We start from the raw sequence: 18,029 nt of genomic DNA, 5'->3' as shown, positions 1-18,029 counted from the left end.
GGGGAATATCCAGCAACAGCAGAAGGAGGTGAGTCCCATTCACGCAAGTCCAGAAAGGGTGCTCTCCGGCCGCTGCCGGACCGCCAGCCGCGGCTAGATGACCGCGGGAGCGCCTGACACCAGATCGAAAGGCGCTCCCATGTCTGTATTCCAACCAAAACCCGTCCAACCTAGACCCAGCCAACCACAGCCCGCCATCGTCTCGAGACTCCGGGCAGCCGGCTGCGTATTCGCCGAAGAAGAAGCCCGCCTGCTCATCGAGGCCGCCCCGACGCCGGAGCAGCTCGAAGCAATGATCGACCGGAGGGTTTCCGGCCTGCCGCTGGAGCACATCCTCGGCTGGGCGGAATTCTGCGGACTTCGGATCGCCGTCGACACGGGGGTCTTCGTGCCCCGCCGCCGCACCGAGTTACTCGTCCGCCAGGCCGCACTGCTCCTGGAACCGTCCGACGGCGGCCGCCCGGCGCCCGTCGTCGTCGATCTCTGCTGCGGCTCCGGCGCGGTAGGGGCAGCTCTCGCCGCCCTCGCGGGGCCGGTCGAGCTGCACGCCGCCGATGTCGAGCCTTCCGCCGTGGTGTGCGCGCGCCGGAACCTCCTCGCACTGGGCGGGGAGGTCCACGAAGGGGATCTCTATGACGCGCTCCCGGCGCGGCTGCGGGGGAGGGTCGGAGTGCTGGCCGTCAATGCGCCCTATGTGCCCTCGGCTGTGATCGAAACAATGCCCCAGGAGGCCCGACTGCACGAGCCTCGGGTCTCCCTCGACGGCGGTGCTGACGGGCTGGACGTGCAGCGCCGGGTCGCCGCCGCGGCGCGGCAATGGCTGGCACCGGGCGGTCACCTGCTGATCGAGACCAGCCGCCGGCAGGCGCCGCAGACCGTCGGGATCTTCCTCCGCAACGGCCTCACCGCCCGGGTGCTCAGCTCCGAGGAGCTGGATGCCACGGTGGTTGTCGGAGCGGTGATGCGTGACGCCGGGCCGCGCGCGCCGGGCGGCGCAACAACGGGCCGTTAGGGCACCTTGTCGGGATCGACGTTGGTGGCGGCGCCGGCGGGTGTGGCACCGCCTTCGTCGGACCAGTCTTGCCCGGCCTGGTCATTGAGGGCGGGGTCGGAAAGGACATCCGGGGTAACCGGACTGACGGTCTCGGGGCGGGCGCCGCTGGTGGTGCCTTTCATGGCGGCATCCCGGTGAACGGCGGAGCTGATGACGGTGCCTGCCCGGTGGGCGGCTTCGGTGAGCTGCTCGGACACCTCCGGTGCTTTGTCCTTGACCGCCTCCGTTGCTGCCGACACCCTGTCCTGGACCGGTTTGCTTTCCCAGAGGGCTGCGGCCCGGGCCTTGAGCTTTTCATAGGCTGCCCGCCCTGAGCGCGATCCAAGAATGTAGCCTGCGGCTATTCCGGTACCGAAGAGAAGTTTGCCTTTCATGCTGTACCCCTGCTCTGAAGTAGACGCCCCTGAAGACGTGGCTGGCTTAGGTCTTGGCCAGTTTCCTTGGCCGTGTGCCAAAAACCCGGTCCCGTGGAAATTCCCGGGAACGGGTTCCGGTCAGGCTCCGCCTTAGCGGGCCGAGCGCCTGGTGATCATGCCGTAAATCAGCAGGACGATGATCGCGCCGCCGATGGCCAGCAGCCAGGTCGACAGCGAGAAGAACTCGTTGAGACCCACACCGAAAAGTGCGCTGCCAATAAAGCCGCCGAGGAGGGCACCAACGACGCCGAGGATCAGCGTCACGATGATGCCACCACCCTGACGGCCGGGGAGGATTGCTTTAGCAATGGCTCCGGCGATAAGACCCAGAAGCAGAAATCCGAGAAAACCCATTTTATTGTTCCTTCTTCTTTCATTGAGGAGACACCCGGATCGCCGGGTGCGCTTCATCCTTCTGCCTCAATACTAATCATGCTTAGTATCAAAGAGCCACCCGGGCTGGGAAAATCACAGACTTCCACAGAGGTCCGGGAAATTCGGTCCGGAAATCCACGCTGGTTCTGCCGGCTCGCGGGCTTCGTCCGGACTCGACGTTTCGATACTGCGAGTCCGGGCCGAAGCCGCGAGCAAGCGGCGGCCGGGGGCTTCACCAGGCGTAATCCTCCGGTGCGGTCCTGTGCCCCGGGAAGATCTCATCGAGGCGCTTGAGCGCATCGGCGTCGAGATTCAATTTATGGGCCCTGACGCCCGCGTCGAGCTGCTCCCGGGTGCGGGGACCGATGATCGGGGCGGTCACGGCGGGTTGGTGCAGCAGCCAGGCGAGGGCCACATCCCCCGGTTCCTCACCCAGTTCATCGGCAAAGTCCTCATACCGCCGGATCTGTTTCTGGTGCGACTTGAGCGATTCGAGGGCCCGGCCCGTGGTGCGGCGGACACCGTCGCGCTCCTTCTTCAGGACACCGCCCAGCAGGCCGCCGTGCAGTGGTGACCACGCAATGAGCCCCAGCCCGTACTTTTGCGCGGCCGGAATGACTTCCAGCTCCACGTTGCGGGTGAGCAGGTTGTAGATGGACTGCTCACTGACCAGGCCGTTGTAGTTGCGGCGCGCGGCAGTTTCCTGGGCCTGGGCAATGTGCCAGCCGGCGAAGTTGCTGCTGCCCGAATACAGGATTTTGCCCTGCTGGACAGCGACGTCGATGGCCTGCCAGATCTCGTCCCACGGCGTGTTCCGGTCGACATGGTGGAACTGGTAGAGATCGATGTAGTCCGTCTGCAGCCGTTTGAGGCTCGCGTCGAGCGCCCGGCGGATGTGCAGGGCCGACAGCTTGGACTCGTTGGGCCGGTCCGTCATGGTGCCAAAAAGTTTGGTGGCCAGTACCGTGCGTTCACGGCGCTCGCCGCCCTGGGCGAACCAGCGGCCCAGGATTTCTTCCGTCCAGCCCCGGTGGCTGGAGCCGCCGTAGACATTGGCCGTGTCGAAGAAATTGATGCCGGATTCCTGGGCCGAATCCATGATGGCATGGGCGTCCGCCTCCCCGGTCTGGGGTCCGAAGTTCATGGTGCCCAGGCAGAGGCGGGAGACCGTCAGGCCGGAGCGGCCCAGGTGCGTGTACCGCATGGATCTTTTCCTCCCGGTCCCCGACGGCGGCGCGTGGTTTGTCCGGGGACGGCCCCCCTTGCGGGGGCCGGCACCCCGGCGTCGGACGTCAGCGCTCCAGGCGGAATCCGAGCTTGATGGTCACCTGCCAGTCGGCAACCTGGCCGTTTTCGAGGTGGCCGCGGACTTCCTTGACCTCGAACCAGTCAAGGTTTCGCAGGGTCTTCGCGGCCTCGGCAACCCCGTTCCGTACGGCAGCGTCGACGCCTTCATTCGAGGTTCCGACAATTTCAGAAATGCTGTAGGTGTGATTAGACAACTTCGCTCCTCGTGATCGCCATCGATACCCGGCTGTGGGCCGTTCCTGCAGACTAGCCGACGGATCCCGGCCGGACTAGGGGTGCGGAGCCGGCGCCGGGGGATCCGAGGGCGGGACCGGGCTCGGGCCGCTTGGCCGTCAGGGGCGGATCGTCGGCCCGCGGCCTGATCCGGCTCATCATCCAAGGGAACAGGTAGTGCGTCACCCAGGCCAGGTCTTCGGCCCGGGTTTCCCGCCAGCTGCCGGCGGGCATGGGCTTGGGTTCCAGGGGGCGCAGGCTGTGGGGCACATTGAGGGTGTCCAGGACCATCGTGGCTATGGTGTGGTGCCCCAGCGGCGAAAAGTGCAGACGGTCCCGATCCCACATCCGCGGATCGGCCAGCTGCCGCAGCGTCCACAGGTCGGCGATGACGCCGTTGTGCCGGGCGGCAATGGTGCGGATGTTTTCGTTGAAGACGGCGACCTTGCCCCGCGTGTGGCCGAGTAAGGGGGTCTCGCCCCAGTCCGGGCCCGTGAACAGCACCACAGTGGCCCCGGTGGCGCTGAGCGCTGTCACGGCGGCGTCGAGGGTGGCGGCCATCCGGTCTGGGTCGCCGCGATGGAACACCAGATCGTTCCCGCCGGCAGAGAGCGTGACGAGATCGGGCTTCAGATCGATGGCCGGGCCAAGCTGCTGGTCGATGATCTGGCGCAGGAGGAGGCCGCTGATGGCGAGGTTTGCGTACCTGAAATCGCCGCGCCCTTGGCTGAGCTCCTCGGCGATGCGGTCCGCCCAGCCCCTGATGCCGCCAGGACTCAGCGGTTCCGGGTCCCCGAGGCCTGCCGTGAAAGAGTCTCCCATGGCGACGTACCGGCTCCATGGCCGCGGGCTCCATGCCCCTGCGCTCCGCGGCTCTGGGCTGAATGCCCCTGTGGCGGGGCCTTTGGCGCCGGTATGGCCGGCGCCCGGCTCGAGGAACCTGGCGGCGTTCACACGTCCAGCAATACGCCGAAATTAGATGCTGCGCTAGGTACTTATGCCCCTAGCGCCACGGACTCCGGAGCACTATAAGGGCATAGCATACTCCCGGGGGTATGGTAAATACTGAGGGGGGTATACGATGGAGGGAGCTTGTTGATCCCGGAGGAACCAATGCAACTCGATCCCGCCGACATGAAGTCAGTCATCAACCGCCTGCGCCGTGCCCAGGGACAGCTTGCGGCGGTCACGCGGATGATCGAAGAGGGCCGCGACTGCAAGAGTGTCGTTACCCAGTTGGCTGCTGTCTCGAGCGCCCTGGACAAGGCGGGATTCTCCATCATCGCCACGGGCCTGCAGCAGTGCATGCAGCAGGAGGACCCCAGCCTGGACCGGGCTGAACTGGAAAAGCTCTTCCTCTCGCTCGCCTGAGCGGGCCGGCCAACTAGAAGCGTCCGGCCGACTCGAAGCGTCCGCGTCAGGCCGGGTCAGGCGGAACGGTCCGCCAGGACGTAGGTCTTGAGGTCATCGAGTGTCTGCTGCATGTGGGCGTCCATCGCGTCGCGGGCGCGGTGCGGATCGCGTGAGGCGAGCGCATCCACGATGCTCTGATGGTGGCCGATGGCATGCTCCTGGATCTCCGGCACTTTGGACGTCTCCGTCCGGCGCTTTTCCAGGACCCGGTGCAGCGGCTCAAACAACACTGCGACAAAAACGTTTTCGGAAGCCTGCAGGATGAGGTCATGGAAGGCCAGGTCCGCCTCGACGAACGCAGCCACGTCGTTCTGGCCGTGCGCCAGCCGCATCGCTGCCAGGAATCCACGGAGAACCTGGATATCGGCGTGTGCGATCCGCCGTGCGGCCAGCTCGCAGGCCCCGGTTTCCAGCATCCGGCGGAGCTCAATCAGCTGAATGGCTGCCGCGGCGTCGTTCTTGCCTTCCGACGCCGCCCGCAGCACGGCCTCGAGGGAGGCCCACCGGTTCAGCGGGTTCACGAACGTGCCCCGGCCGCGCTCCACGCTGAGGATTCTCTGGGCCTCAAGGGTCTTCATCGCCTCGCGCACGGTCATGCGGCTGACTTCGTGACGGGCGCTTAGCTCCAGTTCCCCGGGGACGCTCGCGCCGGGCGGAAACTCACCGGCTATGATCCGGTCCAGCAGTTCATCCGCCACCACGCCGACCAACGATTTCCTAGCCAATTTTCCCCGTCCAGCGACTCAGTTCTGCTTGATGGCCAAGTTTACTTGCGGGGCCTACTTGCGGGGCCTACTTGCGCGTCTTTGTGCCATATGCCACACTAGCACTCAGAAATCAGATGTCAGACATCTTACAAATTCCTATCCTGTGGATACTGATGTATCGCAGATCTATACACACAATGGAGTGCAAAGTGCCCCTCGAAGCAGATGTGCTGGCCGCTTTTCCCGCGGAGGTACAGATACCCGCCCGCCTTGTGGCAGATAGCCTGGCCGCCTCATCCGAGGCATTCCCCCGCGTCCTGGTGGTTCTCGACGACGACCCCACCGGCACCCAGTCCGTTTCGGACCTGCCGGTCCTCACCCGCTGGGAGGTCGCGGACTTCGCCTGGGCCTTCGCCCACGAAATCAACGGCCAGCGACAGTGCGCCGTCTACGTGCTGACCAACACCCGGAGCCTTGACCCGGCAGAGGCGGCAGTCCGCAATGAAGAAGTGGTCCGGAATGCGCTTGCAGCAGCGGCCAGGGAGCCCGGGCTGCGCCTGAGCTTCGTCAGCCGCAGCGATTCCACCCTCCGCGGCCACTACCCGCTGGAACCGGACGTCATTGCGGCCACGGTCACCGCTGTAAGCGGTGAGGCGACGGACGGCGTCGTGATTGTCCCCGCATTCCCCGACGCCGGCCGCGTCACGATCGGCGGCGTTCACTACATGCGCGGCACCGGTGCCGACGCCGGCCGGCTCACCCCGGTGGCCGAGACCGAATTCGCCCGGGATGCCAGCTTCGGCTTCGCGAACTCGGAGATGGCCAAGTATGTCGAGGAGAAGTCACACGGCCGTTTCTCCGCGGACTCGGTGATCGTCCTGGACCTGAACATCATCCGGGCCGCCTCGTCTTCGGCCGCTTCTTCGGACGGCTCTGCCGTGGATCCGCAGGTGTCCGCGAAGGCCATCGCCGACGCCATCGACTCCGCCACGGATTCCACCCCGATCGTGGCTGACATCGTCTCCGAAAATGATCTCCGCGCCCTTGCCCTGGGCCTGGAGGAAGCCGAGCGCCGCGGCAAGAAGCTGCTCTACCGCGTCGGGCCGCCGTTCGTCCGGGCCCGCATCGGCCAGGAAATCCGCACCGAGCTCAGCGGCGAAGAAGCCTATGCCGGCAACACGCCGTCTAACGCCGGCGGCCTCATCGTCGTGGGCTCGCATGTCGGCGTCACGACGCGCCAGCTCAATGCCCTCACCTCGCAGCACGGCGCGGCGCGCGTTGTGGAGATCGACGTCGACACGCTCCTCTGCGACAGCGCCGAGGGCTACCTGGACGAGACGGTCGAAAGCGTGGTGGCGGACCTTCGCCGCGGCGACGTGATCGTCCACACGAGCCGCCTGCTGATCAAAACCGGCGACGCCGCCGAAAGCCTGCGGATCGCCCGCACGGTGTCCGCCGCCGTCGTCGCGGTAGTGAACCGCACGCTCAAGACCTTCCCGCCGCGCTTCGTGATCGCCAAGGGCGGCATCACGTCCTCCGACGTCGCCGCGCATGGCCTTCAGATCCGCCACGCGATTGTCCGCGGCCCCATGCTGCCGGGCATCGTGAGCCTGTGGGAGCCGGTGGACGGGCCCGCCAAGGGAATCCCGTACATCGTCTTTGCCGGCAATGTGGGCGACGACGAGTCCCTGGCCCAGGTCACCCGCAAGCTCAGCAACCGGTGGCCTTGATTTCGACGGGCTCAATCACCGGCGCAAAGCTCAATCACCCGCTCCTCAATCCCTCGTTTCAACGGAGAAAACCATGACCGCAGAATACAAAGTCACCGTCCTGGGCCTTGGCGCCATGGGCCTGCCCATGGCCACCCGACTGGCCACCCAGCTGACCGTCCACGGCTTCGACATCGTCGAGCCGCGCCTGAAGCTTGCTGAAGACGCCGGCGTCCGGACCTTCGCCTCCGCCCGTGCGGCAGCCGAAGAATCCGACGCCCTGCTGCTCGCCGTCCGCAACGGCGAGCAGCTCAACGACGTCCTCTTCGGTGAGAACGGCGTCGCCTCCGTGCTGAAGCCGGGCGCCGTCGTCATCCTGACCAGCACGGTCGGCACCGAGGCCATCCCGGCCACCGTCGCCCGGCTGGCCGAAATCGGCGTCGCGCTGGTTGACGCGCCGCTCTCCGGCGGGCCCAAGCGCGCCGGTGAGGGCGATCTGCTGATCGTCGTCGGCGCCGAGCCCGCCGCCCTCGAAACCGCCCGCCCCGTCCTGGAACTGCTGGCCTCCACGCTTACCGTGGTCGGCGACAAGCCCGGCGACGGCCAGGCCCTCAAGACCGTCAACCAGCTGCTCTGCGGCGTCCACATCGCCGCGGCCGCCGAGGCCATGGCCCTGGCCGACGCCCTGGGCCTGGACCAGGCCAAGACCCTCGCCGCCCTCGAAGCCGGCGCCGCAGGCTCCTTCATGCTCTCCAACCGCGGCCCCCGCATCCTCGAGGCCTACACGGAGGATGGCGCCGAGGTCCTCAGCCGCCTGGACATCTTCGTCAAGGACATGGGCATCGTGGGCAAGGCCACCCGCGCCGCCGGCCTGGCCGCCCCGGTGGCGGCCGCCGCCGAGCAGCTCTACCTCCTGGGCCAGGCCCAGGGTCTCGCCGCGGCCGACGACTCCGCCGTCATCAAGGTTCTCGCCCCCGCCAAGCGCACCGCTTAGCCCCCACCCCAACAAGCCCGACAGCGGATCCCCCTTCCCCCCGTCGTCGCACCTCACAACCGCTAGCCTTTTCGAAGACTGTCCTGTCAAAGGAGACGCCCCCTCATGACACCCCTGTTCAATCCCTTGATGGTGCGCGCCGCAGACGCGCCCGTCATCAAGCCGGCCGTGGAGCTGGGTACTCCACTGCTGCTGACCATTGCGGCCGCCGGTGTGGCACTGCTGCTCCTCATGATCATCCGTTTCAAGATCCAGGCCTTCGTGGCCCTGCTGACCGTCAGCATCCTGGTGGCCGTGGCCTCCCAGATCCCGCTCAAGGACGTCTTCACCGTGGTGTGCAACGGTGTGGGCAGCACCCTGGGCAAGGTCGCAATCCTGATCGCCCTGGGTGCCGTGCTGGGCCGGATGATCGAGGTGTCCGGCGGCGTGCAGTCGCTCGCCAACCACTTCACCCGGAAACTGGGCGCCAAACGCGTGGCCGTGGCGCTCACCGCAGTCGGCTTCCTCGTGGCCATCCCCGTCTTCTTTGAGGTGGGCATCATCGTGCTCGTGCCGATCGTCTACGCCTTCTCCAAGATCGCCAATCTGCACCCGATCAAGTTCGGCCTGCCGATGGCGGGCATCATGCTCTCCATCCACGTAGCAGTCCCGCCGCACCCGGGCATCGTGGCCGGAGCCGGAGTGCTCGGCGCCGACATCGGCTTGATTGCGTTGATTTCGCTGGCGATCTGCGTGCCGCTCGGCTTCCTGTCCTACTGGGTGGCCAGCATCATGAACCGCAAAGACTACGAGCTGCTTCCAGCCGTCAAAGCGCAGGTTGACGAATTCGGCTCTCATTCCCTGGTGCGCGCCGGCCACGATGGTCCCGGCCACCACGCCATCGCACCGCCCCGTCCGGGCCTGATCATCTTCCTCATCGCCGCCCCGATCACCCAGATCCTGCTAGGTACCGTCGGAACACTCGTGATCGACAAGCAGAACTACTGGTACGGCGTCGCCTCCTTCTTCGGCAACCCGTTCTTCGCCCTCCTCGTGGCGGTGGCCCTCTCCTTCTTCCTCCTCGCCGTCCGCGGGCACTGGTCATTGAAGGAAACCGGCGAGATCTTCGAAGGCGCGCTTCCGCCCATCGCGTCAATCCTCATGGTGGTTGCAGCCGGCGGCGTCTTCGGCGGCGTCCTGCAGGTGTCCGGCATCGGCGCGGCGCTCTCGAAGACCCTGGACACGCTGGGCGTGCCCCTGCTCCTGCTCGGCTTCATCATCTCGCTCGCCCTCCGCGCCGCCCAGGGCTCGGCCACGGTCGCCATCGTCACCACCACGGGCCTGCTCTCGGCGGCCGTCGCCAGCGGCGGCTACACTCCCGCGCAGATCGCCGTGATCGTGATTGCCATCGGGTTCGGGTCGCTGGGCCTGTCCCACGTGACTGACGCCGGTTTCTGGGTTGTGGTGCGGTACTACGGCCTGACTGTCGCCGACGGCCTCAGGACGTGGACCGTGCTCACCACCGTGCTGGGCCTGGCAGGCTTCGCCCTGACGTTTGTGGCCTGGATCCTGGTGGGAGGCCTGAGCATCTGATGCGCGCCCGACTCGACACCCTCGTTGCCTCCGCCCTCCAGCAGGGCTCGGCCGTGCCGGCCTTCACCTGCTACGACTTCACCACCGCGCTCGCCGTCGTGGGCGCGGCGGAGGAGGCCGGCCGCGGGGCAATCCTGCTGGGGGCGCCGAAGACTGCGGCCACGCCCAACGGGCTGCGGCTGATCACCGCCCTCCGAGGACTCGCCGACGCCGCCAGCGTTCCAATCGCCGTGCAGCTGGACCACGCCGCCGAGCCGACGATGATCGCCGACGCCGTCGCCGCGGGCGCGGACTCCGTGCTGGTGGACGGATCGTCCCTGCCGTATGAGGAGAACATCGCCCTGGTCCGCGGCGTCCGCGCAGCCCTCGACGCCCTGCGGCACACCGACGTCGTGATCGAAGCGGAACTCGGCGGCCTCGCCGGGGACGAGGACCGGGCCTTCGGGACTGACGCCGCGGGCAGCGCACCTGCGCAAGGCACTGCCGGCCTCACCGACTCCGCCCAGGTGGAGGACTTCGTGGTTCGGACCGGAGCGCAACTGCTGGCCGTGGCGGTGGGCAACGTCCACGGGAAGTACAACGGGGAGCCCCGGCTCCGGTGGGATGTGCTGCAGGACATCGCCGTGCGGACCCGCATCCCGCTGGTGCTGCACGGCGCCTCGGGCATCCCGGCCCGGGAACTGGTCAAGGCCGCCGCCATGAACGTGGGCAAGGTCAACTTCAACACCGAGCTCCGCACCGGCGTGCTGGCCATGCTCGAGGAGCAGACCGCCGCGCACCGGGCCGACGGCGAAAACCTCCAGGGCCTGCTGGGCCAGTGGGATGCCGCAGCTCGGAACTTCGCCGCCGCAGCCTTGGGCACGCTGTCCCGCTGAGGCGGGGCCCGGACGGGGGAGGCTAGCCGGTGCTCGCGCTGACGCTGGCTGTTGGCCCGGCCAAGGCCGACAATGGAGGCTACGCGGCACATAAGCGGCCGCGTTCGCAGGTTTCGCGTGTGCAGGTTCTAGGGAGCGCAATGCGTGTTCGCCAGCAGCGGGAAGGCGGCGGACCGGCAATCGTGCCGGAACGCGACCTGGCGATCGACCTTGCCAGGTTTTTCTGCCTTGCGCTGGTGGTGGTGGGACACACCATGATGGTGAGCCCGGTGCTGCACCCGGACGGCACCGTGACCACGGAAAACACGCTGGGGCTCCAGCGCTGGTTCGGGGCCGTCATCTGGGTCCTGCAGGTGATGCCGCTTTTCTTCGTGGCCGGAGGCATCACCGGGCTGCAGTCCTGGCGCCGGCTGCGCGCCCGCGGCGGCAACGCGTTCGATTTCATGCAGGCGCGGATGCTGCGCCTCATCCGCCCGGCGGCGGTCCTGCTGGCCTGCATGTACACGGGGCTGTGGGCCGCGCGGCTGGCAGGAGTGGACCCGCAGGTCGTCCAGCTGCTGGTGACGGGGGCAGGCATGCCGCTGTGGTTCCTCGCCGCCTATCTGGCGGCCCAGCTGAACCTCCCGCTCCTGGCCGCCCTGCACTCCCGCGCGCCCTGGCTGACGCTGACCGGCCTCGCCTCGCTCGTGGTGGCCGTGGACTGCCTCCGGGGCGTGCTGCCGCTCCTGGCCTACGCCAACATGATCTTCCTGTGGTGCGCCGTGCAGCAGCTCGGATTCATCATCGCGGACAATCTGCGGCTGCCTCTGCGGCGGAGCGCGCTGGTGGGGATCATCGCCGGCGGCAACCTGGGCTTGGGGGTGCTGGTGCTGCTGGGGCTGTACCCCGGAAACATGCTGGTGAACCTCAATCCGCCCAACCTGAGCCTGCTGTTCCTCGGGATCTCGCAGGCCGCGGCCCTGAAGCTCTTCCGTCCAGGGCTCTCCCGGCTCGCCTCCGCCGGGTGGGTGCGGCGGCTAGTGGCGGTGGCCGGCCGCCGCTCCATGACCATCTACCTGTGGCACCTGCCCTTGCTGGCGGCAATGTCCGGGCTGCTCCTGCTGACCGGATTTCCCCAGCCGGCCGGCGGGAGCGCCGCCTGGTGGTGGGGCCGGCCGCTGGTCCTGCTGGCCGTCACCGCGCTGCTGCTGCCGGTCCTGGCGCTGTTCGGCAGGCTGGAAGAACGGCCGACGGCGTCCGCGCACGCGCGCAGCCGGCCGGCGGCCGCCGTGGTGACGGCCGCCGTCGTCGTCTTCATCCCGGTGTCCGACGCGGCCCTCAACGGACTGACGCTGGGGCTCCTCGGCGGGGGCGCGGCGTGTTTTGCCCTCGCCGCCCTGCTCCTGGGCCGTGTTCCGGTGCGGACAGCGGCAGATGCCCTGCCCGACGGTTCCGGACCGGCATTGCCACGCCCGCCTTTAAGTGCCAATGTCGAACCATGACGGAGAACGCGGCAACCACTGAAGACACGTTTACCCCGGACGTCTCCACGACCCGGAACGATGCCCTGCACCGCTATGAGCTGCACGTCGGCGGCAAGCTCGCCGTCCAGGTCCGGTTCATCGACAGGCCCGGCCATATCGACTTCATCCACACCGACACGGCGGAACAATTCCAGGGCCAGGGGCTCGCCAAGGTGCTGGCCCACTTCGCCCTCGACGACGTGGTTGCTTCAGGCAAGAGGATCATCCCGCATTGCCCCTTCATGTACCGGTACCTGCGCAAACACGAGGCCTACCACCAGTACGTCGACTGGCCGGAGCAGCCGCCGGAAGGCGCCTGAGCGTCTGCCGCCTGAAAGTTTGCCGGGGCGCCAGCGGGGTTGTGAGCTGGACCACAAACTCGTATGGTTTTATTTGAGTTATGCAGTTGGCTCTTGGACGTGTCCTTTGGGAGAACCCCCGTGAACCATAAACTGCGCGTGCTTGTCCGTGTGGATGTCGACCCCGGACGTGTGAATCTCGAAGTCACCGGCTGCGTTACCCGGTCAGAATCACCCGCCCTGTTACAGATCGTGCGGCGGGCCGGCCGCCTCGGAGCAGGCACTGACGTCACCATCGACCTGCACGGCGCCGCCCACCTGGACCCGGAAGTGCTGCTGGACCTGCGGCGCATGGCGGACGCCGGGATCCAGAATGGCCCGGACGCCGGCGACTCCGGCGAAACTGCTGCTCCCGGCGGCACCGGGCAGTTCCGCCTCGCTCTCGACGAACCCGCAGAATTGCCTATCTGCCTGCTTCACGTCGGCGCCGACGGCGAAGTCCTCGCCGGTCTTGACGCCCGCCTGGGGGAGGCCTGCAGCCAGGTCCCGGCGGAACTGAACACTGTCAGCGGGCTGGAGCTCTCCGACAACTTCGAGGGCACTGTGGATCCCGGGGCTACGGTCCGGGCGCTCTCGGACAGCGCGCTGTGCCAACTGGCCGATGCCCTGTACCGCCACCTTGATAGCAGCTACCCGTCCTTCGGCGCCCACACCTGGTACGAGCTGGCCGCCGAGGAGCTGCGGAACCGCGACCTGACGGACGGCAGCGGCCCGGCGGAAGACGAACTGCCCGCCGGGCAGCCGCCGGCCTGACCACGGGCTGAGGTTAGGCTGTCGCTATGAACCCACTCACTGCGAAAGCGGCGGACACCACCGCCCTGATCACCGGAGCAACCGCTGGCATCGGCGCTGAGTTTGCCCGCCAGCTCGCCGAACAGGGGCATCCCGTGGTGCTCGTGGCCCGGGACGCCGTCCGGCTGATGGCGACGGCGGCGGAGCTGGAAAAGCGGTACGGTGCCCGGGCCGAAGTGATTGCCGCGGACCTGACGGACGACGCCGGCGTCGCCGCCGTCGTCGCCCGGCTCACCGACCCCGCACAGCCGGTCGGGATCCTCGTCAACAACGCGGGGATCGGGCTGCTGCATTCCTTCGCGGAAAACGACATCGCGGACGAAAAGAAGCACCTCAAGCTGCACGTCGAGACCGCCATGGAACTCACCCACGCCGCGCTGCAGGGCATGCTGGAGCGGAAGTCCGGCAGGATCATCAATGTGGCCAGCGTCGCGGCCTTCCTGCCCCGCGGAACGTACTCGGCAGCGAAGGCGTGGCTGCTCAGCTTCTCCCGCTGGGCCAATATGGCCTACGCCCCGCACGGTGTGAACGTGACCGCGGTGTGCCCCGGATTCACGCACACCGAGTTCCACGACCGGATGGGCATGGACAAAACGGTGACGCCTCGCTGGATGTGGCTGCAGGCCGAGCGCGTGGTCCGCGAGGGCTTGGCCGACAACGAAAACGGCAAGGCGGTCTCTATACCGAGCAAGCGCTACAAAGTCTTGGCCGCGGCCGCCCGGGTGCTGCCGGCGCGGCTGGTGGCAGGGCCGCCGCGGCGCGCCAAGTAAGCCGGGATCACCGGCTGATCCCCCTGCACCGAAACCCGGATCAAAGTCCCGGGGCGGAGCGGCGCCGGCTGCGGATCAGCACCACCACGAGGATGCCGACGCCGGCGCCCACGAGCGTCTCGACGGCACGCTCGGTCACCAGGACACCGGGGTCGGCAGGCGCGGCGAGCTGCGTCATCAACAGGATCACGGGCGTAAAGGACACCATGGCGAGGCCGTAGTGCCGGGTCATGAACAGCTCCGTGGTGAATTGGAGGACGATCACCAACAGGGCCAGGACAGCGGCCTCCTGCCCCGGAAAGAACTGCAGCGGGGACCACGCCCAGGGGAACAGCACGATTGCGACCACCACGAGCCCCACGAGGGTGCCGACGATGCGGTGGACGCCACGGTGGATGCTGCTGGGCATGTCCGCTCCGGCAAGCGGCACAGCAGCCGCGGCCATGGCCCAGTGCGGGTGGCCGCTGCCGCTGAGGACACCGACGGACCCGGCTGCCCCCACCGCGGCCACGTAGCGGGCAGCATGGATCCACGCCGCCCGGAGGCGCACACCGCGCAGGGGGGCGACACCCCGCCCCAACCCGGGTTGCCAGGTGCGGCCCCGGACCCATCCGCCGAAGCCGACCACCATCGAGAAAGCGGCCGACGCGGCAGCGATGAGCACGGCGGCATGCCACGGAACGGCCGTGGGGATGGACGCACAGGCGCCCAGCGCCAGGATCCCGAAGAAGGGGCCATTGGGCAACAGGCGCGCCTTGTCAGCGAACAGTGATCCGGCACCGGCAAGCACAGTCTCAGTGATCACGAGCGCCCACGTATGGATGTGATTGACCGAGAGGAAGACACCGACCCCCACCCCGGCGAGCAGGAGGAAGGCCGCCTGGCCTTGGTGCCGCAGTCTTAGCTGATGCGGCTCCGAGCGGCCGTACATCCCGGTCAGGGCGCCGAAAACGGCGTAGGTGATGAGGTCCGGGCGTCCCGAGGCCAGCAGCACCAGGGACGGCACGGCCACGCTGATCGCCACACGCCACGCCGAGACGTGGTCCTTGTTCGCCGGGGCGAAGCTGTGCAGGGTGCGGACGTGGCGCAGAAGGGACTGCAGGGTAGCCTCCGTCTCCGGGTCTCAAAGATGCCGTGGACAAGCCTAAGGCCTGCCCTGCGTACTTTCCCAAGGGAACAAGCACACATGACAGGCCTTCAGGCGGGGCTCTGGACTAGAGGTTCAAGCTCAGGCCCGGACGGGAACCCTGGCAGGCTCGGAATCCACAACGGAATCCGTGGCCGGCGCGGCGAACGGCATGTCGTCAAGGTCGATCAGCGGGTTCTCGTCCTGCGTCGCGACCAGCTCGCGGGCCTCGGCCTGGGTGTCCACGCTGGGCATGGAACCAGGCAGCGGCCGCTGGGCCGATTCCTTGAGGAAGTAAATGGCAACCGCACCGATCGCCGAGGTGGCCATCAGGTAGTACGCCGGCATCATGTCATCGCCGGTAGCCGAGATGAGCGCAGCGACAATGAACGGGGTGGTTCCACCGAAGATGGCCACGGAGAAGTTGTACGTGATGCCCATGGCGCCGTAACGGCTGGAGGTCGGGAACTGCGCCGGCAGGGCCGAGGCTAGATTGGCCACGTAGAACGTCACCGGGAAGGCGACCAGGCCGAGTCCAAGCATGGTGGACCAGATCTCTCCGACGCCGATCAGCAGGAACGCAGGGGCAGCCAGGATCACTGTGCTGAGGGCACCGATCCACAGCACGGGGCGGCGGCCGATCCGGTCAGACAGCTTGCCGGTCAGCGGAATGCAGAGGCTCATGATGACGAGCACGGGGATCGTCAGCAGGGTTCCGTGGACGGGGTCGTAGCCCTTGGACTCCGTAAGGTACGTCGGCATGTAAGACGTAAGGGCGTAGCCTGCAGTGTTGGCGGCCGCGACGAGGATCATCGCAACGATGATTGAACGCCAGTACGCCTTCACAATGGCCACCGGGCCCTTGGAAGCGGCGGTGTCTCCGGCAGTTGCATCCTTGGCCAGGTCTTCCTGGGCATCCAGGGTCGCCTGGAACTGCGGGGATTCCTCGATCTTGCTCCGGAAGTAGACCGCGATCAGGCCCAGCGGGCCGGCCAGGAGGAACGGAATCCTCCAGCCCCACTGCTCCATGGTGTCCTGTCCCAGCGTCAGCTGGAGCACGGAGACGAGGGCGGCACCGATGGCGAAGCCGAGGTAGCTGCCCATGTCCAGGAAGCTGGCGAAGAAGCCGCGGCGTTTGTCCGGGGCGTACTCGCTGACGAAGGTCGTGGCGCCGGCATACTCGCCGCCAGTTGAGAAGCCCTGGACAATCTTGAGCAGCACCAGCAGGGCAGCTGACAAAATGCCGATCTGCGCGTAGCCGGGCAGGAGGCCGATGGCGAAGGTACTTGCTGCCATCAGCATCAGCGTGGTGGCCAGAACCTTCTGTCGGCCTATCTTGTCGCCGAACCAGCCGAAGATGACTCCGCCGAGAGGGCGGGCAATGAAGGTTGCGGCGAATGTCCCCAGAAGGAACAGTGTCTGGACGGACTTGTCCGCCTCGGGCAGGAACACAGGTCCCATGGTGGTGATCAGGTAGCCGAACACGCCGACGTCGTACCATTCCATGGTGTTTCCCACGATGGTGCCGCCGAGTGCTTTCTTGAGCATCGGCTGGTCGACAACGTTGACGTCGGACTCGCGGAGTCGACGGCGGGCAAGTAGCTTAGGTTTCTTCGCACCCCTGGGTGCGACTTGGTTAGTTCCGCTGGCGTTCATCACGCCTGCTGAAGAGTCGGTCATGCTTCGGTCTTTGGGCATTTGGGCAACTCCTATGGAGGTCATTTGCTTGCGACTTGTAGCTGCCCCGCTCCGGGCAGGCCTTCAATTTTACGCGATTTTCATGGAGTTTCCGAGTTTGATGCCGTATGATCCGGTGTTTCGGCTCCGAATCGGGCCGAATCCGGAGAATTCTTTTCCGCTGTTTCACCGCGCCATTGTTGGGAATCGGCGCGGGTAGCTGCGCCCTGCGTAAAGTTTTTCCTCCACGGGCGCCCGGAGCCGGTTTTTGGGCCGGGAATGCGCCTCCCGGGCGGCCCGGGATCACCGGCTGCGGGTCCCGTTGGCACGTGGAAAAGGGGTACCCAAGGTGTCCGGAAAGCGCTTAGGGTTGAATCCAGCGGAGTGCTGATAAAAAAGCCACACTAGGAGAGCAGTTCATGACTGGCAAAGACACCGAAAAAAGCGGCGAGAGCAAAAACGGCGACAGTAAGCCTGAAACGAACAAGCCTGAAACGAACAAGCCTGAAACGAATCAGCAGGAGCCGGCGAAGGGCATCAAATCCCGCCTGACCGATGCCCAGAAGGAAATGCTGGCCAGCAAGTCGCGTGGTGGCGCCGCTTCACAGAGCGTCGGACACAGCCATAAGCCAACCCATGCAAGCGGAAAACAGGGCCCCGCAGAAAAGAAGGTCCGCTGGTAGCCCCCTAGAGACATCTCACCCCTGCCGACCTACCATGGATGAACACTTCATTTCACAGCGGTAATGCACAGCGGAAAGGAAGAGCAATGGCGGATCATCACCATGGAGAAGAGATCGAGCCTGACGTAGCCAGCCATTTGGCGGAGTCCATCGATGAGGCTCCTGGCCCCGAACCCGTGCATCACGCGCCGCCCGCCACGTCCCAGGGGCAGCAGTGGCCGGACGGCATGGGCAAGCACCGCCATCCGAAGGATCGCGACGCGGTCCGTGGGCGCCAGGGTAACGAGACTGCTGAGGCCGCAACCCACCGGACCAGCCGCCCGCAGCTCCCGCACCACGACTAGGAGCGCATAAGGGCGCCGCAAAACGGCCTCCGACGCAGCTCCCGTTCCACGAGCCACACGGCCCGGGGCATCCCAAAGGGGAAGTCTCCGGGCTGTTTGCATGTTCTGGGTCGGGTCCCGGGATCTTGCCTCAGCCGGGG

The 18,029-nt window shown here is 66.8% G+C and carries 20 protein-coding genes; 12 read left to right on the top strand and 8 right to left on the bottom strand.

The window, feature by feature from the left end:
* Positions 1-139: 139 nt before the first annotated feature.
* The gene (locus tag ACQCSY_RS07920) at positions 140-1,012 is read left to right on the top strand and encodes a putative protein N(5)-glutamine methyltransferase (protein ID WP_427134635.1); all 873 of its coding nucleotides are present in this window, start codon (positions 140-142) and stop codon (positions 1,010-1,012) included.
* On the opposite strand, the gene ACQCSY_RS07915 is transcribed toward ACQCSY_RS07920, so the two are convergent.
* The 5 genes from ACQCSY_RS07915 to ACQCSY_RS07895 form a co-directional block, all read right to left on the bottom strand.
* Positions 1,009-1,428, bottom strand: coding sequence for a hypothetical protein (locus ACQCSY_RS07915; RefSeq protein WP_427134633.1), 420 nt, complete (start codon positions 1,426-1,428; stop codon positions 1,009-1,011). The genes ACQCSY_RS07920 and ACQCSY_RS07915 overlap by 4 nt on opposite strands.
* 132 nt (positions 1,429-1,560) lie before the next feature.
* Positions 1,561-1,824 (bottom strand): GlsB/YeaQ/YmgE family stress response membrane protein, encoded by a 264-nt coding sequence (locus ACQCSY_RS07910; protein ID WP_427134631.1) that lies wholly within the window; start codon positions 1,822-1,824, stop codon positions 1,561-1,563.
* Positions 1,825-2,077: 253 nt separating this feature from the next.
* Positions 2,078-3,049: an aldo/keto reductase gene (locus ACQCSY_RS07905; protein ID WP_427134630.1), complete on the bottom strand. Its 972-nt coding sequence runs from the start codon at positions 3,047-3,049 to the stop codon at positions 2,078-2,080.
* 88 nt (positions 3,050-3,137) lie between these two features.
* Positions 3,138-3,347, bottom strand: a complete 210-nt coding sequence (locus tag ACQCSY_RS07900) for a dodecin (RefSeq protein ID WP_427134628.1) — start codon at positions 3,345-3,347, stop codon at positions 3,138-3,140.
* 52 nt (positions 3,348-3,399) lie between these two features.
* Positions 3,400-4,320 (bottom strand): SGNH/GDSL hydrolase family protein, encoded by a 921-nt coding sequence (locus tag ACQCSY_RS07895; RefSeq protein ID WP_427134626.1) that lies wholly within the window; start codon positions 4,318-4,320, stop codon positions 3,400-3,402.
* A 159-nt stretch (positions 4,321-4,479) separates the two neighbouring features.
* Between ACQCSY_RS07895 and ACQCSY_RS07890 the strand changes: the two genes are divergently transcribed.
* Positions 4,480-4,737 carry a metal-sensitive transcriptional regulator gene (locus ACQCSY_RS07890; protein ID WP_427134625.1) on the top strand — a complete coding sequence of 86 codons (258 nt, stop codon included), beginning with the start codon at positions 4,480-4,482 and terminating at the stop codon, positions 4,735-4,737.
* A gap of 56 nt (positions 4,738-4,793) precedes the next feature.
* Here the strand turns inward: ACQCSY_RS07890 and ACQCSY_RS07885 are convergent, their stop codons facing one another.
* The gene (locus ACQCSY_RS07885) at positions 4,794-5,504 is read right to left on the bottom strand and encodes a FadR/GntR family transcriptional regulator (RefSeq protein ID WP_427134623.1); all 711 of its coding nucleotides are present in this window, start codon (positions 5,502-5,504) and stop codon (positions 4,794-4,796) included.
* 191 nt (positions 5,505-5,695) lie between these two features.
* On the opposite strand from ACQCSY_RS07885, the gene ACQCSY_RS07880 reads away from it, so the two are divergent.
* From ACQCSY_RS07880 to ACQCSY_RS07845, 8 genes are all read left to right on the top strand, one after another.
* Positions 5,696-7,216, top strand: a complete 1,521-nt coding sequence (locus ACQCSY_RS07880; protein ID WP_427134621.1) for a four-carbon acid sugar kinase family protein — start codon at positions 5,696-5,698, stop codon at positions 7,214-7,216.
* Between the two features lie 73 nt (positions 7,217-7,289).
* Complete coding sequence (locus ACQCSY_RS07875; RefSeq protein WP_427134619.1) at positions 7,290-8,189, top strand: NAD(P)-dependent oxidoreductase; 900 nt, start codon at positions 7,290-7,292, stop codon at positions 8,187-8,189.
* Between the two features lie 105 nt (positions 8,190-8,294).
* Positions 8,295-9,761 carry a GntP family transporter gene (locus ACQCSY_RS07870; protein WP_427134617.1) on the top strand — a complete coding sequence of 489 codons (1,467 nt, stop codon included), beginning with the start codon at positions 8,295-8,297 and terminating at the stop codon, positions 9,759-9,761.
* Entirely contained in the window at positions 9,761-10,636 is an 876-nt protein-coding gene (locus ACQCSY_RS07865; RefSeq protein WP_427134615.1) for a class II fructose-bisphosphate aldolase, read from the top strand. The genes ACQCSY_RS07870 and ACQCSY_RS07865 overlap by 1 nt, the downstream gene beginning before the upstream one ends.
* A 140-nt stretch (positions 10,637-10,776) precedes the next feature.
* On the top strand, positions 10,777-12,117 hold the full coding sequence (locus ACQCSY_RS07860) for an acyltransferase family protein (RefSeq protein ID WP_427134614.1): 1,341 nt from the start codon (positions 10,777-10,779) through the stop codon (positions 12,115-12,117).
* Positions 12,114-12,458: a GNAT family N-acetyltransferase gene (locus ACQCSY_RS07855; RefSeq protein ID WP_427134612.1), complete on the top strand. Its 345-nt coding sequence runs from the start codon at positions 12,114-12,116 to the stop codon at positions 12,456-12,458. Before ACQCSY_RS07860 ends, ACQCSY_RS07855 begins: the two co-directional genes overlap by 4 nt.
* 120 nt (positions 12,459-12,578) lie before the next feature.
* On the top strand, positions 12,579-13,250 hold the full coding sequence (locus ACQCSY_RS07850; RefSeq protein ID WP_427134610.1) for a hypothetical protein: 672 nt from the start codon (positions 12,579-12,581) through the stop codon (positions 13,248-13,250).
* A gap of 26 nt (positions 13,251-13,276) precedes the next feature.
* On the top strand, positions 13,277-14,059 hold the full coding sequence (locus ACQCSY_RS07845) for an SDR family NAD(P)-dependent oxidoreductase (RefSeq protein ID WP_427134608.1): 783 nt from the start codon (positions 13,277-13,279) through the stop codon (positions 14,057-14,059).
* A gap of 40 nt (positions 14,060-14,099) precedes the next feature.
* Here ACQCSY_RS07845 and ACQCSY_RS07840 read toward each other — a convergent pair whose 3' ends face one another.
* A complete protein-coding gene (locus tag ACQCSY_RS07840) occupies positions 14,100-15,161 on the bottom strand; it encodes an FUSC family protein (protein ID WP_427135737.1) in 1,062 nt (353 codons plus the stop codon).
* A 126-nt stretch (positions 15,162-15,287) separates the two neighbouring features.
* Positions 15,288-16,883 carry an MFS transporter gene (locus ACQCSY_RS07835; protein WP_427134606.1) on the bottom strand — a complete coding sequence of 532 codons (1,596 nt, stop codon included), beginning with the start codon at positions 16,881-16,883 and terminating at the stop codon, positions 15,288-15,290.
* A gap of 398 nt (positions 16,884-17,281) precedes the next feature.
* Here ACQCSY_RS07835 and ACQCSY_RS07830 point away from each other — a divergent pair, with 398 nt between their 5' ends.
* Positions 17,282-17,545, top strand: coding sequence for a hypothetical protein (locus tag ACQCSY_RS07830; protein WP_427134605.1), 264 nt, complete (start codon positions 17,282-17,284; stop codon positions 17,543-17,545).
* Positions 17,546-17,631: 86 nt separating this feature from the next.
* On the top strand, positions 17,632-17,889 hold the full coding sequence (locus ACQCSY_RS07825) for a hypothetical protein (RefSeq protein WP_427134603.1): 258 nt from the start codon (positions 17,632-17,634) through the stop codon (positions 17,887-17,889).
* The last annotated feature ends 140 nt before the right edge of the window (positions 17,890-18,029 follow it).

It is taken from the genome of Pseudarthrobacter sp. S9, assembly GCF_050156545.1.
In the GTDB taxonomy this organism is placed as follows: domain Bacteria; phylum Actinomycetota; class Actinomycetes; order Actinomycetales; family Micrococcaceae; genus Arthrobacter.
Note: the sequence above shows the minus strand (reverse complement) of the source record. Positions and strands in the feature narration are given on the sequence as shown.

Coding starts and splice junctions, on each gene's coding strand:
- ACQCSY_RS07920 (WP_427134635.1), top strand. CDS start 140: ATGTCTGTATTCCAACCAAAACCCGTCCAACCTAGACCCAGCCAACCA.
- ACQCSY_RS07915 (WP_427134633.1), bottom strand. CDS start 1,428: ATGAAAGGCAAACTTCTCTTCGGTACCGGAATAGCCGCAGGCTACATT.
- ACQCSY_RS07910 (WP_427134631.1), bottom strand. CDS start 1,824: ATGGGTTTTCTCGGATTTCTGCTTCTGGGTCTTATCGCCGGAGCCATT.
- ACQCSY_RS07905 (WP_427134630.1), bottom strand. CDS start 3,049: ATGCGGTACACGCACCTGGGCCGCTCCGGCCTGACGGTCTCCCGCCTC.
- ACQCSY_RS07890 (WP_427134625.1), top strand. CDS start 4,480: ATGCAACTCGATCCCGCCGACATGAAGTCAGTCATCAACCGCCTGCGC.
- ACQCSY_RS07875 (WP_427134619.1), top strand. CDS start 7,290: ATGACCGCAGAATACAAAGTCACCGTCCTGGGCCTTGGCGCCATGGGC.
- ACQCSY_RS07870 (WP_427134617.1), top strand. CDS start 8,295: ATGACACCCCTGTTCAATCCCTTGATGGTGCGCGCCGCAGACGCGCCC.
- ACQCSY_RS07865 (WP_427134615.1), top strand. CDS start 9,761: ATGCGCGCCCGACTCGACACCCTCGTTGCCTCCGCCCTCCAGCAGGGC.
- ACQCSY_RS07860 (WP_427134614.1), top strand. CDS start 10,777: ATGCGTGTTCGCCAGCAGCGGGAAGGCGGCGGACCGGCAATCGTGCCG.
- ACQCSY_RS07855 (WP_427134612.1), top strand. CDS start 12,114: ATGACGGAGAACGCGGCAACCACTGAAGACACGTTTACCCCGGACGTC.
- ACQCSY_RS07845 (WP_427134608.1), top strand. CDS start 13,277: ATGAACCCACTCACTGCGAAAGCGGCGGACACCACCGCCCTGATCACC.
- ACQCSY_RS07835 (WP_427134606.1), bottom strand. CDS start 16,883: ATGCCCAAAGACCGAAGCATGACCGACTCTTCAGCAGGCGTGATGAAC.
- ACQCSY_RS07830 (WP_427134605.1), top strand. CDS start 17,282: ATGACTGGCAAAGACACCGAAAAAAGCGGCGAGAGCAAAAACGGCGAC.
- ACQCSY_RS07825 (WP_427134603.1), top strand. CDS start 17,632: ATGGCGGATCATCACCATGGAGAAGAGATCGAGCCTGACGTAGCCAGC.